We start from the raw sequence: 14,511 nt of genomic DNA, 5'->3' as shown, positions 1-14,511 counted from the left end.
TCCACATGATCGAGATCGAGCGTCTGTCCAAGTCCTTTGGCCCGCGAACCCTCTGGTCCGATCTCTCCTTCACCGTGGCGCGCCGCGAGATGCTGGCCCTGACCGGCCGGAGCGGCTCCGGCAAGTCGACGCTGCTCAACTGCCTCGGCCTCCTCGACGCACCGAGCTCGGGGGCGATCCGGCACGAGGGCCGCGACATCACCGGCTTCGGCCCGCGCGCCACACGGCACTACCGGCGCGACGTTCTCGGCTACCTGTTCCAGAACTACGCGCTGATCGAGAACGCGAGCGTCGCGGCCAACCTCGAGGTCGCCATGAAACCGCGACGGGCGAGGAAGGACGCCCCGACCGTCGCCGAGGCCCTGGACCGGGTCGGGCTGGCCGGGCGGGAGAAGGAGCAGGTCCACCGGCTCAGCGGCGGTGAGCAGCAGCGCGTCGCGCTGGCCCGCCTGATCGTCAAGCAGCCCGCCCTCGTCCTCGCCGACGAACCGACGGGCGCCCTCGATCACGGAAACACCACCATGGTCGTCGACATCCTCCGCACGATGTGCGAGGAGGGCTGCGCGGTCGTGATCGCCACCCATGACGACGCCGTCCGCGACCGCTGCGACACGGTCCTGACCGTCGGCGACGCCACCCACCCCGTACCCGTGAACGAAAGGCAGCACGCATGAACGCCCGCATCGTCCGCCGCACCCTCCTCGGCGCAGTGCTTCTCGCCGGCATCGCGGTCCTGGCCGTCTACGGCACGCACGCCGGCACCATCCTCGGCCGGATCGGCCTCCGGATCTTCTGACGGTCCGCCTTTCTCCGCTCCTCTTTCTTTCCGCTTCTCTCCGCTCTTCCGAAGCAGGCCCGGGTCCCCGACCCGGGCCTGCTTCGGCGTTCATACGTCCTTCCGGGTGGTGTTTGTCGGAAGATCGGCGCGGAGGGTGGGAGCGGTGCGGTTGCGAACACATCATGACGAATGTATGCAGATCCGCCCGTCGGAACATCACGAATCGAGGCATCCCGTCATGGCCCACCGCAGCGCCCTCTCATCGATCTGGACCTCCCTCCTCACCGCCCTCGTGGCCCTCCTCTCCTCCCTCGGCCTCGGCGGGAAGGCGGCTCTGGCCGGCGCCACCGCCCCGGCTGCCGGTGTTACCGCCTCCGCGGCCGCGGTCCCCGTCGCCCGACCGGCCGTCACGGCCCGGCGAACCTGGCGGGCGATGATGCGGGACGGTTCGCTGCCGCCGACCATCAAGCAGCGGATCCGCGCCGAGGCCCACGGCAAGACCCCCTCCGTCCGCCGCTCGACCACCGCCGCGGCCATGGGCGCCGGACCGGTAACCGCCGATCGGCTCCCGACCTCGGTTGCATCCCCCGTCGGAGTCGGAGTCGGAGTCGGAACCCGCACGGTCCCCGCCCGACGAGCGCTCGCGCTCGCAGCGTGACCCCGTACCCGTACCCGTACCCGTACCCGTATCCGCAGTCGCACGCGTAGGCGTACCCGCAGTCGCAGTCGCAGTCGCAGTCGCAGATGTAGATGTAGATGTAGCCCCAGTCGTAGACCTAGTCGTACGGCGCTGGAGCCCGGTCGATCGTGACCGTGGATCGCGCCGCGTGGCGCCCCCGGAGCGGGGCGCGGATGGATCACCCCGGCGTGCGCCGGGGGTGCGCAGGGGCGTGAAGCTTGGCATTGCAGGGCCGCAGGCCCGGGAGACGGTGGGGTTCCCGGACGGCGCGGCCCTTTTCGGCATGTCCGGGACAGGGAGGTCTGGCGGAACGCTTCCTCCCTTGTGCGTCGCGGGCTGCAGCCGCTCCCAGGGTGCTGACCTGGGGCTTCGGGGGCGCGAATGAGGTTTATCCGATGTTGGTCATACTTGCGGGGGAATCGGGGGCTCCGGGATGGTTCGCCGGGGATTCGGTGGGCAACTTTGGTGTCGCGACGTCGTCACCACACGGAACGACCGAGGCGGTCGGCCAACTGCCTTGGAGCAAGTCCCACTTCGGTTTTCTGGAGGATAAAGACATGGCAAGCATCCGTACCGCCCGCGTCATCGCCGCCGTCGCCGCTCTCCCCCTCGCCGTCGCGCTCTTCGGCGGGGTGGCATCGGCCGACAACGGCTCCTTCGCGAACGACGGATCGAATGCGAGCGTCGCCAGCATCATCGGCAGCGGCGTGGGCGGTTCCAACAGCGGCAACTCGTCCACCTCGCAGCAGGTGGCCACCGGTTCCGGTGCCTCCAACCAGAACAACAGCGCGCAGGTCAACGGCTCGGCCTTCACGGCGATCCACCAGGCCAACTCGAACGTAGACGTCAACTTCGTCCCCTGGTGGTAGCCGCGGCCTGAGCCGCTCCGCATCTTGAGGGGCGCCTGTGCGACCGGACCGGCTGGGGTCCGGTAGCGCAGGCGCCCTCGCGCGTGCCCGCGCTCTGCGGAGGGCGTCCTGCGCCTGCCTCCCTTCCCGACCTTGACACCACGGGTGAATCTGACGGACAGTCAGGTTCCCTCGATGATGTGATGCCGGGAGGCCAGCGCCGTGCACCTCGCCCCGACCGAAGGCCAGTTGCGGCTCCGCGCCGAACTGCGCGCGTACTTCCAGGATCTGCTGCCGGACGGAGCTCCCCAGGACCCGGCCCGCCAGCGCGAACTGCTGCGCCGCATCGGCGCCGACGGACTGCTCGGCCTCGGCTGGCCCGTCGAGTACGGCGGCCAAGGCCGAGGGGCGGACGAGCAGTTCGTCTTCTTCGACGAGGCCTACCGGGCCGGCGCCCCCGTCTCCATGGTCACGCTCAACACCGTCGGCCCGACCCTGATGAAGTACGGGACCCAGGAGCAGAAGGACTACTTCCTGCCCCGGATCCTCACGGGCGACATCGTCTTCGCCATCGGCTACTCCGAACCCGAGGCCGGCACCGACCTGGCCTCCCTGCGCACCCGTGCGGTCAGGGACGGCGCGGACTGGCTGATCGACGGGCAGAAGATCTTCACTTCCAACGCCCAGAACGCGGACTGGATCTGGCTCGCCTGCCGAACCGACCCCGAAGCCCCCAAACACAAGGGCATATCGATCATTCTGGTGCCCACCGACGACCCCGGCTTCGCGTGGACCCCGATCGAGACGGTCGGCGGCCTCACGACCACCGCGACGTACTACGACTGCGTCCGCGTGCCCGCCGGCAACCTCGTCGGCCCCGAGCACGGCGGCTGGGGTCTGATCACCAACCAGCTCAACCACGAGCGCGTGGCGCTCGCCGCCATCGGCATGCAGGCCGAGGACTTCTACGGGTACGCGCTCAGCCACGCCCGTACCCCCGACCCGGTCACCGGCCACCGGCCCGCCGACCTCCCCTGGGTGCAGTCCCGGCTCGCCGAGGCGCACGCGCGACTGGCCGCCGTACGCCTCCTCAACTGGCGCCTCGTCCAGGACGTGGGCGGCGGCAGCCTGGCCCCGGGCGACGCCAGCGGAGTGAAGTTCCTCGGCACCGAGTCCACCGTCGAGGTGTACCGGATGTGCCAGGAGGTGGTGGGCGAGGAGGCCCTGATCCGGGGGCCGGGGCCCGGGGTCTTCGCGGGCGGCGAGCTGGAGCGGATGAACCGTGCCGCGCAGATCAACACCTTCGGGGGCGGGGTCAGCGAGGTCCAGCGGGAGATCGTCGCCATGATGCGGCTCGGCATGAAGGGGAGGAAGCGATGACGGCGGACGTCACCGGGACCGGTACGGGCACCGGCACGGACACGGCCGAGGCGGCGGCCCGGTTCCAGGCGCTGCTGGCGGCCTTCGAGGGGCAGCCGGCCGCCACCGGGGGCCGGGGCAAGGACACGGTCAACGAGCCGATGATCCGCCACTGGTGCGAGGCGATGGGCGATGCCAACCCCGCCTACACCGGGCCGGACGCCATCGCTCCGCCCACCATGCTCCAGGCCTGGACGATGGGCGGGCTCTCCGGCCACTCCGACCGCTCCTCCGCCTATGACGAGCTGTTCGCGCTCCTCGACGGCGCCGGTTTCACCTCCGTGGTCGCCACCGACTGCGAGCAGGAGTACCTCCGCCCGCTGCGCCCCGGCGATGCGATCACCTTCGACGCCGTCATCGAATCCGTGTCACCGCGCAAGACGACCAAGCTGGGCACCGGCCACTTCGTGACCACCCGCATGGACGTCCAGGCGGGCGGGGAGCTCGTCGGGACCCACCGCTTCCGGATCCTCAAGTACGCCCCCGCCGCCCAGCGGGAGAAGAAGCCCGAGGCCCGGCGCCCCCGCCCGGTGGTCAACCGCGACAACCAGGGCTTCTGGGACGGGGTGCGGGACCACAAGCTGCTGATCCAGCGCTGCACCTCCTGCGCCACCCTGCGCTTCCCGTGGCTGCCCGGCTGCAACGCCTGCGCGAGCCCCGACTGGGACACCGTCGAGGCCTCCGGAGCCGGCACGGTGTTCAGCTACGTCGTCATGCACCACCCGCCCTTCCCGGCGTTCGACCCGCCCTACGCCGTCGCACTCGTCGAACTCGCCGAGGGGGTCAGGATGATCAGCAACATCACCGGCGTGCCGTACGACAAGGTGCGCATCGGCCTGCCCGTCCAGCTGGAGTTCCTGCGCGTCGACGACGACCTCGAACTCCCCGTCTTCCGCGGGAGCGAGGGCTGATGGACTTCCACCCCACCGAGGAACAGGCCGCCGCGGCCGGTCTCGCCGCCCGGATCTTCGTCGATCTCGCCACCCACGAACGCCTCGCCGCCGCCGGCACCGGCAGTGACGCCGAGCTGTGGAAGGCCCTCACCACGGCCGGACTGATCGCCGCCGTCGAGGAGATCGGCCTGCTCGGACTGGTCCTGCTGCTGGAGGAACAGGGCCGCACCACCGCGCAGGTCCCCTATGCCGCCACCTGCGCCTACGGGATCCTCCCCGTGGCCGCACACGGCAGCCCCGAGCAGCGCGCCCGGCTGCTGCCGGCCCTCGGCGCGGGCGAGGCCGTCGCCACCGGAGCCTTCCCGGCGCGCGGCCGGATCACCACCTCGTCCGAAGGCCGCCTCACCGGCACCGCCCCCGCCGTGCCCTGGCTGCGCGACGCCACGCACGTACTGGTCCCGGACGCGGACCGGGCGCTGTGGCTCGTACGGACGGATGCGCCCGGAGTGGAGACGGCGGCGGTGGAGACCACCGCTCCCTGGGCGGCGGGCCGGCTGACCCTGTCCGGAGCCGAGGCCGAGCGCCTCGGGAGCGAAGGCGCCTACGAGGACACCCTCGCCGCCGCCCGGACCGCCTTCGCCGGGCTCCAGGCGGGCGTCTGCGCGGGCTCGCTCGCCCGGGCGGTGGAACACACCTCCACCCGTGAACAGTTCGGCCGGCCGCTCTCCACCAACCAGGGCGTCATGCTCCGCGCGGCCGACGCCTACATGGACACCGAGGCGATCCGGGTCACCGCGTACGAGGCGGCCTGGCGCATCGACCAGGGCCTGCCGGCCCCCGAGTACGCGCTGACGGCGGCCTGGTGGGCCTCGGAGGCGGGCAAGCGGGTCGTGCACGCGGGCCAGCACCTGCACGGCGGCATGGGCGCCGACCTGGACCATCCCGTCCACCGGCACTTCCTGTGGGGGCGCCAGCTGGACGCGTACCTGGGCTGCGGCAGTGAGCTGCTGGCCGAACTGGGAGCTTCGATCGCTTCGACAGCCGAGGGAGAACACGCATGAACATCGGCGACACGCTGCCGCCGCTGGAGATACCGGTCACCCGCACGCTGATCGTCGCGGGCGCGATCGCCTCCCGCGACTACCAGGACGTGCACCATGACGCGGCGCTCGCGCAGGAGAAGGGCTCCCCGGACATCTTCATGAACATCCTGACCACGAACGGTCTGGTCGGCCGGTACGTCACCGACCATCTGGGGCCGCAGGCCGTCCTGCGCAAGGTGGCCATCCGCCTCGGCGCCCCCAACTACCCGGGCGACACCATGACCCTCACCGGGACGGTCACCGCCCTGGCCGGGAACACCGTCGAGATCCGGGTCGTCGGTGCCAACGGCATCGGCCACCACGTGTCGGGGACGGTCACCGCGGAGGTGCCGGCATGAGCGTCCGCACCCGGGACGAGCTCGGCGGCCGGGCCGCCATCGCCGGCATCGGCGCGACCGAGTTCTCCAAGAACTCCGGCCGCAGCGAGCTCAAGCTGGCCGTCGAGGCCGTGCACACCGCCCTCGACGACGCCGGGCTCACCCCAGCCGACGTCGACGGCATGGTCACCTTCACGATGGACGCCAACCCCGAGATCACCGTCGCCCAGGCGGCCGGCATCGGGGACCTGTCCTTCTTCTCCCGCATCCACTACGGCGGCGGCGCGGCCTGTGCCACCGTCCAGCAGGCCGCCCTCGCCGTCGCCACCGGGGTCGCGGAGGTCGTGGTCTGCTACCGCGCCTTCAACGAGCGCTCCGGGCGCCGCTTCGGCTCCGGCGTCCAGCAGCGGGAGCCCTCGGCGGAGGGGGCGGCGCTCGGCTGGTCGCTGCCCTGGGGGTTGCTGACCCCCGCCTCCTGGGTGGCCATGACCGCCCAGCGCTACCTGCACACCTACCAGCTCACCCCCGAGGCCTTCGGGCACGTCGCGGTCACCGACCGCCGGCACGCCGCGAACAATCCGGCCGCCTACTTCCACGGCAAGCCCATCACCCTCGCCGACCACGCCGCCTCGCGCTGGATCGTGGAGCCGCTGCGGCTGCTGGACTGCTGCCAGGAGACCGACGGCGGCCAGGCCCTCGTCGTCACCACGGCCGAGCGGGCCCGGGACCTGCGGCACGCGCCCGCCGTGATCACCGCGGCCGCGCAGGGCGCCGGCCGCCGCCAGGAGGGCATGACCTCCTTCTACCGCGACGACCTGACCGGGCTGCCCGAGATGGACGTGGTCGCGCGCCAGCTCTGGCGGACCAGCGGGCTGCGGCCCTCGGACATCGACGTGGGCATCCTCTACGACCACTTCACCCCGTTCGTGCTGATGCAGCTGGAGGAGTTCGGCTTCTGCAAGCCCGGCGAGGCCGCCGATTTCGTGGCCGCGGACGCACTGCCGATCAACACCCACGGGGGTCAGCTCGGGGAGGCGTACCTGCACGGCATGAACGGCATCGCCGAGGCCGTCCGCCAACTGCGCGGCACCTCCGTCAATCAGGTGGAGGGCGCGGCGCACGCCCTCGTCACGGCCGGGACCGGAGTGCCGACCTCTGGGCTGATCCTCGGCGCCGACGGCTGAGACCCGGTCCCTCGGGCCCCCCACTCCCTCCACCTTCAGGGGGTGGGGGCTGCCCTACTCCTACAACCTGAGGTGGATCCACCATCGGCACCTGCGGCCGATTTCAGGGCGGGCGGGCGCTCCTAGCGTGGAGACATGACCACGCCTGTGTGCACGCTCGCCTCGAACCCGACGCCGTATCCGTCGTTCTCGGCGTACGTCCGGACCCGCGGCACGGTCCTGATGCGCACCGCGCGCTCCCTCACCGCCAACCCGTGCGATGCGGAGGACCTGCTCCAGACGGCCCTCGCCAAGACGTACGTGGCCTGGGATCGCATCGAGGACCACCGCGCCCTGGACGGCTACGTCCGGCGGACCCTCGTCAACACCCGCACCTCCCAGTGGCGCAAGCGCAAGGTCGACGAGTTTGCATGCGATGAGCTCCCGGAGACCGAGGCGGTGCCGGCCTCCGACCCCGCGGAGGCGCAGGCCCTGCGCGACGCGATGTGGCGCGCCGTGACCCGGCTGCCGGACCGCCAGCGGGCCATGGTCGTCCTGCGCTATTACGAGGACCTGAGCGAGGCGCAGACCGCGGAGCTGCTGGGTGTCTCGGTCGGCACGGTCAAGAGCGCCGTCTCCCGCGCACTGGGCAAACTCCGCGAGGACCCGGAGCTCACGCCGGTTCGGTGAGACGCGGGATGTTTCACGTGAAACGAGAGGATGTTTCACGTGAAACACGAACTGGTTTCTACCCCCGGGTAGTGACATGCCGAGCGGTATGTGCGCAGAATCGGCAGCATCCGTAGCCGCCGCAGCGCCGCAGCGCTCATCGGGAGGACGCTTTGCTCAGCACCATGCAGGACGTACCGCTCCTCGTCACCCGCATACTTCGCCACGGGATGACCATCCACGGGAAGTCCCAGGTGACCACCTGGACCGGGGAAGCTGAGCCGCACCGTCGCAGCTTCGCCGAGATCGGCACCCGCGCCACCCGCCTCGCAAGCGCCCTGCGCGACGAGCTCGGAGTGCAGCAGGACGACCGGGTCGCCACCCTCATGTGGAACAACGCCGAGCACGTCGAGGCGTACTTCGCGATCCCCTCCATGGGCGCGGTCCTGCACACGCTCAACCTGAGGCTCCCTCCCGAGCAGCTGGTCTTCATCGTCAACCACGCCGCCGACCGGGTCGTGCTGGTCAACGGCACCCTGCTGCCGCTGCTCGCGCCCCTGCTGCCGCACCTGCCGACCATCGAGCACGTGGTCGTCTCCGGCATCGGCGACCGCTCGGCGCTCGACGGCCTGAACGTGCGCGTGCACGAGTACGAGGAGCTCCTGGAGGGCCGCCCCGACAGCTACGACTGGCCCGAGCTGGACGAGCGCCAGGCCGCCGCCATGTGCTACACCTCCGGCACCACCGGGGACCCCAAGGGCGTCGTCTTCTCCCACCGTTCGCTCTACCTGCACTCCATGCAGGTCAACATGACCGAGTCGATGGGGCTGACCGGCCGGGACACCAGCCTCGTCGTGGTCCCGCAGTTCCACGTGAACGCGTGGGGGCTGCCGCACGCCACCTTCATGACCGGCGTCAACATGCTGATGCCGGACCGCTTCCTGCAGCCCGCGCCTCTCGCCGAGATGATCGAGCGGGAGAAGCCCACGCACGCCGCGGCCGTCCCCACCATCTGGCAGGGTCTGCTGGCCGAGGTCACCGCCAACCCGCGCGACCTGACGTCGATGAAGAACGTCACCATCGGCGGCTCGGCCTGTCCGCCCTCCCTGATGGAGGCCTACGACAAGCTCGGCGTCCGCCTCTGTCACGCCTGGGGCATGACCGAGACCTCCCCGCTGGGCACGATGGCCCACCCGCCGGCCGGACTGACCGCCGAGGAGGAGTGGCCCTACCGGATCACCCAGGGCCGCTTCCCCGCAGGCGTCGAGGCCCGTCTGGTCGGCCCCGGCGGCGGCGGCTTCCTGCCCTGGGACGGTGAGTCTGCGGGCGAGCTGGAGGTGCGCGGCAACTGGATCGCGAGCTCCTACTACGGCGGCGCGTCCGGCGAACCCTTCCGGCCCGAGGACAAGTTCAGCGCCGACGGCTGGCTCAAGACGGGGGACGTCGGCGTCATAAGCCCCGACGGCTTCCTCACCCTCACCGACCGCGCCAAGGACGTCATCAAGTCCGGCGGTGAGTGGATCTCCAGCGTGGAGCTGGAGAACGCGCTGATGGCGCACCCGGAGGTCGCCGAGGCCGCCGTCGTCGCCGTCCCGGACGAGAAGTGGGGCGAGCGCCCGCTGGCCACCGTCGTCCTCAGGGAGGGCGCGACCGTGAACTACACGGGCCTGCGGGAGTTCCTCGCGCAGTCCATCGCCAAGTGGCAGCTGCCGGAGCGCTGGACGGCCATCGAGGCCGTGCCGAAGACCAGTGTCGGCAAGTTCGACAAGAAGGTGATCCGCCAGCAGTACGCGGAAGGCACGCTGGACGTCACCAAGCTCGACTGACGCGACGACCGGGGCTAGCCCCGGGTGAGCCATGGCCGCAGCAGCCTGCTGACGGCGGGCATGGCCACGTAGGTCATCAGGGTGCTGAAGACGACGGCGAAGGCGGCCGTCCGCAGCACGAAGTGCAGATCCACCAGGTACGGCCCGAGCACCGCGTTGCCGGCGAGCGAGATCGGGAAGATGGCCAGCCCCGAGCTGATCGCCATCTTCCACCGCGGCGGCGCGGGCCGGGTCGTACCCGGCTTGGCGAACCAGGTCTCCATGCCGTGCAGTTCCCGGCGGGCTATCTCCGTGTGGTGGTGGCCGAGGCAGTTGGAGAACCACTGGGCCCGCTCCGGGGAGTCCTGCCAGCGCTGGAACGCCGCCTGGTTGCGGAACCGGTGGACCAGGAACCACGGCCCGCCCTCCGTCGCCGGGCGGAAGAGCCCGTACCCGAGGTGGTCCGGGAAGCCGGCCGCCGTCTCCAGGATCCCGTGGGCCCAGGCCTCGAAGGTCTCCTCGTGCCCCGGTTCCACCTGGCGCGCGATGAGCAGGTTCACCTCCCCGTTGTCGGCGGGGACGGTGTGCTCGGTCGTGTGGGTGATGGCCATCGGGCCAGGATTACTAGTTGGTGCCGATCTTGGCCAGCAGGTCCACGATGCGGCCCTGCACGTCCGCCGTGGTGGCCCGCTCGGCGAGGAAGAGCACGCTCTCGCCGGAGGCCAGCCGCGGCAGGTCCGCCTGGTCGATCCCCGTCGTCGTGTAGACGACCAGCGGGGTGCGGTTCAGCTGCCCGTTGGCGCGCAGCCAGTCCACGATCCCCGCCCGGCGGCGGCGCACCTGCATCAGGTCCATCACCACCAGGTTGGGCCGCATCCGCGTCGCCAGTTCCACGGCGTCGGTGTCGGCGCCCGCACGGGCGACCTGCATGCCGCGCCGTTCCAGGGCCGCGGTCAGCGCGGTCGCGATCTCGTCGTGCTCCTCGATCAGCAGGACCCGGGAGGGGTGCTGTTCGCTGTCGCGCGGCGCCAGAGCCTTGAGCAGGACGGCCGGATCGGCTCCGTACGCCGCTTCGCGCGTGGCGTGCCCCAGCCCGGCCGTGACCAGCACGGGCACCTCGGCGGCCACCGCGGCCTGGCGCAGCGACTGCAGGGCGGTCCGGGTGATCGGCCCGGTCAGCGGGTCGACGAACAGCGCGGCGGGGAACGCGGCGATCTGCGCGTCCACCTCCTCGCGGGAGTGCACGATCACCGGGCGGTAGCCGCGGTCGCTGAGGGCCTGCTGCGTCTGCACATCGGGCGCGGGCCACACCAGGAGCCGGCGCGGGTTGTCCAGGGGCTCCGGCGGAAGCTCGTCGTCGACGGGCCGGGGCACGGGCCGGTTGACCACCTCGACGGCGCCACCCGGGCCGTCGAGCGGCTCGGGGCCCTCGTCGGAGCCCGCCTTGGGGGCCCCTATGGCGAAGGCCCGTCCCTGCGCGGCGGGCTCGGCGAGCCGGCGACGGCGGCCGGACCCGGAGGTGCCGCCCGGGCCGGCGCCCGCGCCGGTGGCGTTGGGGTCCACGGAGATGCCCTGGCCGAGGGTGCCGAGGGCGCGCACGCTGATCGGCTGCGCGGCCTGGCCCTCCGCCGGGGTGTCTTGCGGCCGGCGCGCTCCGGGCACGGTGGCCGGGCCGGGGGCCTCGTCGTCCTCGGAGGCGGTACGGGCCGCCGGCACCGGCCAGGCCGGGGCGCCGGGAAGCGCCCGGCGCCGCCCGGTCGGATTCTCGGCCGGCTCGGCGGGCTGTGCGGCGGGGACTTCGGGCTCGGCGGCGGGAGCGCCCAGGACGCGGCGCCCGCGCCGCCCGGCGGGGGCGTCGGCGTCCCCTTCGGCGGGAGCGGGGGCCGGGCCGGCCATCGCGGGGGCCTGCGGAGTGGAGGGAGCCGGGGTCGGTCCGGCGGGCAGCGCGAAACCGCCCTCGGGAGCGATGGGCCGGGAGGGCGCGGGCGTCGGCCCGAGCCCCGTCGCCGGAACCGGGCCGCCGGGCTGCGCCGGACCGGCCGGACCCAGCGCCCGCCGCCGTCCGGCGGGATGCTCGGTCAGCGGAACCGGGGGCACTGCGGGCACGGGCGGGAGCGCGGGCACGGCGGTGCCCTGCGGGGGCACGGGCCGCCCGGGTCCGCCCGGGCCGCCGGTGCCGTCGGCCTCGCCGCTGCCGTCACCGGCCCGGCCGCGCCGGCGCCCGGTACCGAGTCCGGCCGGGTTCACCGGGGACTGGGCGAGCTCCGGGCCCGTGTCGGGCCCACCCGCCTCGCCCGCCCGCCGCCGTCCGGACGGCAGCGCCAGCGCGCCCCCGCCCTGGCCGGCCGGCGCGGCGGCCGGGCCCGTGACCTCGTCGTCGAGGAAGGCGTCCACTCCGCGCCGGCCCCGCCGGCCGCCGGAGACCTTGCCGGCGGCGCCGCCGGCCGTCCCGGCGCCGTCCGTGGTCGGACCGGCCGGGGGCTCCTCCGCCGGCTCCGGCAGGGTGACCGTCCCGGCACCCGAGCCGAGCGGAAGCTCCAGCACGTACGCCCCACCGGGCGCGCCCGGAACCTCCACCGTCTGCAGCACGCCGCCGTGCGCGGCCACGATCCCCCGCACGATCGGCTCGTGGACCGGGTTCCCGCCCTCGTAGGGCCCGCGCACCTCGATCCGTACGACATCGCCGCGCTGCGCGGCCGCCACCACGATCGTCGAGTCGCCGTACCCGCTGCCCTGGGCGGTCTTGCCGGTGGCGTCCACCCCGGCGACGTCCGCGACGAGGTGGGCGAGCGCGGTCGCGATGCGGGCCGCGTCCACCTCGGCCTCGATCGTCGGCGCGTGGACGGCGAACTGCGCACGGCCCGGACCGATCAGTTCGACCGCGCCGTCGACGCCCGCCGAGACGACGGTGTTGATCAGGACCTTCTTCTTCGCGAGCCGGTCGCTCCCGGAGTCCAGGCGCTGGAAGCCGAGCACATTGTCCACCAGCGTGGTCATCCGCGAGTACCCGGCGGCCAAGTGGTGCAGCAGCTGGTTGGCCTCGGGCCACAGCTGTCCGGCGTCGTCGGCGGCCAGGGTCGCCAGCTCACCGCGCAGCTCGTCCAGCGGTCCGCGCAGCGAGTCCCCGAGGACGGCCAGCAGCTGCGCGTGCCGCGCGGCCAGGGCGTCGTAGGGCCGGCGGTCGGTGAAGGTCATGACGGCGCCGACGAGCAGCTCCCCGTCCCGTACGGGCGAGGTCGTCAGGTCGACGGCGACGGGCTGTCCGGCCTTGTTCCACAGCACCTGTCCGCGTACGCGGTGCTTGCGGCCGCTGCGCAGGGTGTCGGCGAGCGGGGACTCCTCGAAGGGGAACGGCGAGCCGTCGGCGCGGGAGTGCTGGACCAGGCCGTGCAGTTCGCGGTTGCCGAGGTCGGTGGCGCGGTAGCCGAGGATCTGGGCGGCGGCCGGATTGACCAGCACCACCCGTCCGTCGGTGTCGGTGCCCACGACGCCCTCGGCGGCGGCGCGCAGGATCATCTCGGTCTGCCGCTGGGAGCGGGCCAGCTCGGCCTCGGTGTCCACGGTCTGCGAGAGGTCCCGGACCACGAGCATGAGCAGCTCGTCACCGGTGTACGAGGGTTGCGGCTCGCGGTAGGCGTCGCGGCCGTCGAGATGGGCGCTGGTGATCTCGACGGGGAACTCGGAGCCGTCGGTGCGGCGCGCGATCATCCGCTTCGGCTTGGTGCGGCCGCCTTCGTCCTCGCCGGGCCGGCGCATGGAGCCGGGGATCAGCTTGGAGTCGAATTCGGGCAGGAGGTCGAGCACGCCGCGGCCGACGAGCCCCGTGCCGGGGCTCTCCATGACCTCGAGGGCGATCGAATTGGCGTTGACGACCGTGCCGTTGGCGTTGACGAGCAACAGCGCGTCCGGAAGAGCGTCGAGTATTGCTGCGAGGCGAGCAGCGCCTCGGGATGGCCTGCTGCTCACGACGAGCTTCCTCCCTGACCACAACTACCGGCAAGTCACGGGAGGAGTCTAAGGCCACAGCCCCGCGGCGGGGTGGCCGAAGCGTGGTGGATACCGCCCATCCCGCGCATCCTCCCAGGTCAGGAACGCCCACTCGGAAGCAGAGGTTCCAACTCGTCCCAGCGGCTGATTTCGCATCCGTTCGTCCGCCGGAACGTGGCGTCGACCTTGTGGCCGTTCCAGGTTCCGGTGATCCGGGCGGTCGCGGGGCCGCCGTGCTGCATGCTGCAGATCTGCCGCTTGGAGACGGGAGCGAAGGGGTCCTTGCCCTCCTTGGCGAGCCGGTCCAGCCGGGCGCAGGCGCCCGCGGCCTGAGGGTGGTCGCCGCCGACGGGGTCGCATTCGAGCCGGTACTCCCGGTCCAACTGGCGGTTCCCGGTGTCGGCCATGGCGATGGTGAGGCGGTCGGGCGGCGCCAGCAGCCCGCCCAGGGGCACGGGCAGCGGGGGGAGGGGCCCCGCGGCCGCGGCGGCCAGGGCGGAGGTGACGGCGAAGGCGGCGAGACGCAGCATGGGGCACTCCAGGTCGTCCGTACGTCGTACGCCTGACCAACGACGGGGGCCCGCCGACGTTGCGTGCTGCGGCTGCTTTAAGGCTTTGCCCTCCACCCGTCCCTCCTAGTACCGTGGGAGCGGATTGGTGAGGGGCCCTGCGCCTGTGTCATCATCTGCACGCACCCTCGTACGCGGGGGTGTGCTGGAGGCGTCGCCTAGTCCGGTCTATGGCGCCGCACTGCTAATGCGGTTTGGGGCTTACCCCCCATCGAGGGTTCAAATCCCTCCGCCTCCGCACCTCATCGAAGCCCCGGTCCTGACGGACCGGGGCTTCGATG

General features: G+C 72.3%; 14 protein-coding genes and 1 tRNA gene. 12 read left to right on the top strand and 3 right to left on the bottom strand.

Annotated elements, in window-relative coordinates; all coding sequences use genetic code 11:
* Nucleotides 1-5: 5 nt before the first annotated feature.
* From OG472_RS22425 to OG472_RS22375, 11 genes are all read left to right on the top strand, one after another.
* The gene (locus OG472_RS22425) at nt 6-674 is read left to right on the top strand and encodes an ABC transporter ATP-binding protein (protein WP_405830943.1); all 669 of its coding nucleotides are present in this window, start codon (nt 6-8) and stop codon (nt 672-674) included.
* On the top strand, nt 671-796 hold the full coding sequence (locus tag OG472_RS22420; RefSeq protein ID WP_401610300.1) for a hypothetical protein: 126 nt from the start codon (nt 671-673) through the stop codon (nt 794-796). Before OG472_RS22425 ends, OG472_RS22420 begins: the two co-directional genes overlap by 4 nt.
* A gap of 220 nt (nt 797-1,016) precedes the next feature.
* A complete protein-coding gene (locus OG472_RS22415) occupies nt 1,017-1,436 on the top strand; it encodes a DUF6344 domain-containing protein (protein ID WP_405941942.1) in 420 nt (139 codons plus the stop codon).
* Between the two features lie 578 nt (nt 1,437-2,014).
* Nucleotides 2,015-2,326 (top strand): hypothetical protein, encoded by a 312-nt coding sequence (locus tag OG472_RS22410; RefSeq protein WP_401610304.1) that lies wholly within the window; start codon nt 2,015-2,017, stop codon nt 2,324-2,326.
* A gap of 201 nt (nt 2,327-2,527) precedes the next feature.
* Nucleotides 2,528-3,685 carry an acyl-CoA dehydrogenase family protein gene (locus tag OG472_RS22405; protein WP_401610305.1) on the top strand — a complete coding sequence of 386 codons (1,158 nt, stop codon included), beginning with the start codon at nt 2,528-2,530 and terminating at the stop codon, nt 3,683-3,685.
* Nucleotides 3,682-4,635, top strand: coding sequence for a bifunctional MaoC family dehydratase N-terminal/OB-fold nucleic acid binding domain-containing protein (locus OG472_RS22400; RefSeq protein ID WP_405941941.1), 954 nt, complete (start codon nt 3,682-3,684; stop codon nt 4,633-4,635). Before OG472_RS22405 ends, OG472_RS22400 begins: the two co-directional genes overlap by 4 nt.
* Nucleotides 4,635-5,678, top strand: coding sequence for an acyl-CoA dehydrogenase family protein (locus OG472_RS22395; RefSeq protein WP_401610308.1), 1,044 nt, complete (start codon nt 4,635-4,637; stop codon nt 5,676-5,678). Before OG472_RS22400 ends, OG472_RS22395 begins: the two co-directional genes overlap by 1 nt.
* Complete coding sequence (locus tag OG472_RS22390) at nt 5,675-6,058, top strand: MaoC family dehydratase (RefSeq protein ID WP_401610310.1); 384 nt, start codon at nt 5,675-5,677, stop codon at nt 6,056-6,058. Before OG472_RS22395 ends, OG472_RS22390 begins: the two co-directional genes overlap by 4 nt.
* Nucleotides 6,055-7,221: a lipid-transfer protein gene (locus OG472_RS22385; RefSeq protein WP_401610311.1), complete on the top strand. Its 1,167-nt coding sequence runs from the start codon at nt 6,055-6,057 to the stop codon at nt 7,219-7,221. Before OG472_RS22390 ends, OG472_RS22385 begins: the two co-directional genes overlap by 4 nt.
* Before the next feature lie 135 nt (nt 7,222-7,356).
* Entirely contained in the window at nt 7,357-7,890 is a 534-nt protein-coding gene (locus OG472_RS22380) for a SigE family RNA polymerase sigma factor (protein ID WP_401610313.1), read from the top strand.
* A gap of 152 nt (nt 7,891-8,042) precedes the next feature.
* Nucleotides 8,043-9,695: a long-chain fatty acid--CoA ligase gene (locus OG472_RS22375; protein WP_405941940.1), complete on the top strand. Its 1,653-nt coding sequence runs from the start codon at nt 8,043-8,045 to the stop codon at nt 9,693-9,695.
* A gap of 14 nt (nt 9,696-9,709) precedes the next feature.
* Here OG472_RS22375 and OG472_RS22370 read toward each other — a convergent pair whose 3' ends face one another.
* The 3 genes from OG472_RS22370 to OG472_RS22360 all read right to left on the bottom strand — a co-directional run bounded on the left by OG472_RS22370 (nt 9,710) and on the right by OG472_RS22360 (nt 14,191).
* Nucleotides 9,710-10,285: an antibiotic biosynthesis monooxygenase gene (locus tag OG472_RS22370; RefSeq protein ID WP_401610316.1), complete on the bottom strand. Its 576-nt coding sequence runs from the start codon at nt 10,283-10,285 to the stop codon at nt 9,710-9,712.
* A gap of 13 nt (nt 10,286-10,298) precedes the next feature.
* Nucleotides 10,299-13,640, bottom strand: coding sequence for a PAS domain-containing protein (locus OG472_RS22365; protein WP_401610317.1), 3,342 nt, complete (start codon nt 13,638-13,640; stop codon nt 10,299-10,301).
* Between the two features lie 119 nt (nt 13,641-13,759).
* Nucleotides 13,760-14,191 (bottom strand): SSI family serine proteinase inhibitor, encoded by a 432-nt coding sequence (locus OG472_RS22360; protein ID WP_405830928.1) that lies wholly within the window; start codon nt 14,189-14,191, stop codon nt 13,760-13,762.
* A 186-nt stretch (nt 14,192-14,377) separates the two neighbouring features.
* Here OG472_RS22360 and OG472_RS22355 point away from each other — a divergent pair.
* Nucleotides 14,378-14,468: transfer RNA gene (locus OG472_RS22355), tRNA-Ser, on the top strand.
* Nucleotides 14,469-14,511: the final 43 nt, after the last annotated feature.

It is taken from the genome of Streptomyces sp. NBC_00207 (genome assembly GCF_045160965.1).
Lineage (GTDB): Bacteria > Actinomycetota > Actinomycetes > Streptomycetales > Streptomycetaceae > Streptomyces.
This window is presented reverse-complemented; position numbering and strand designations above follow the sequence as displayed.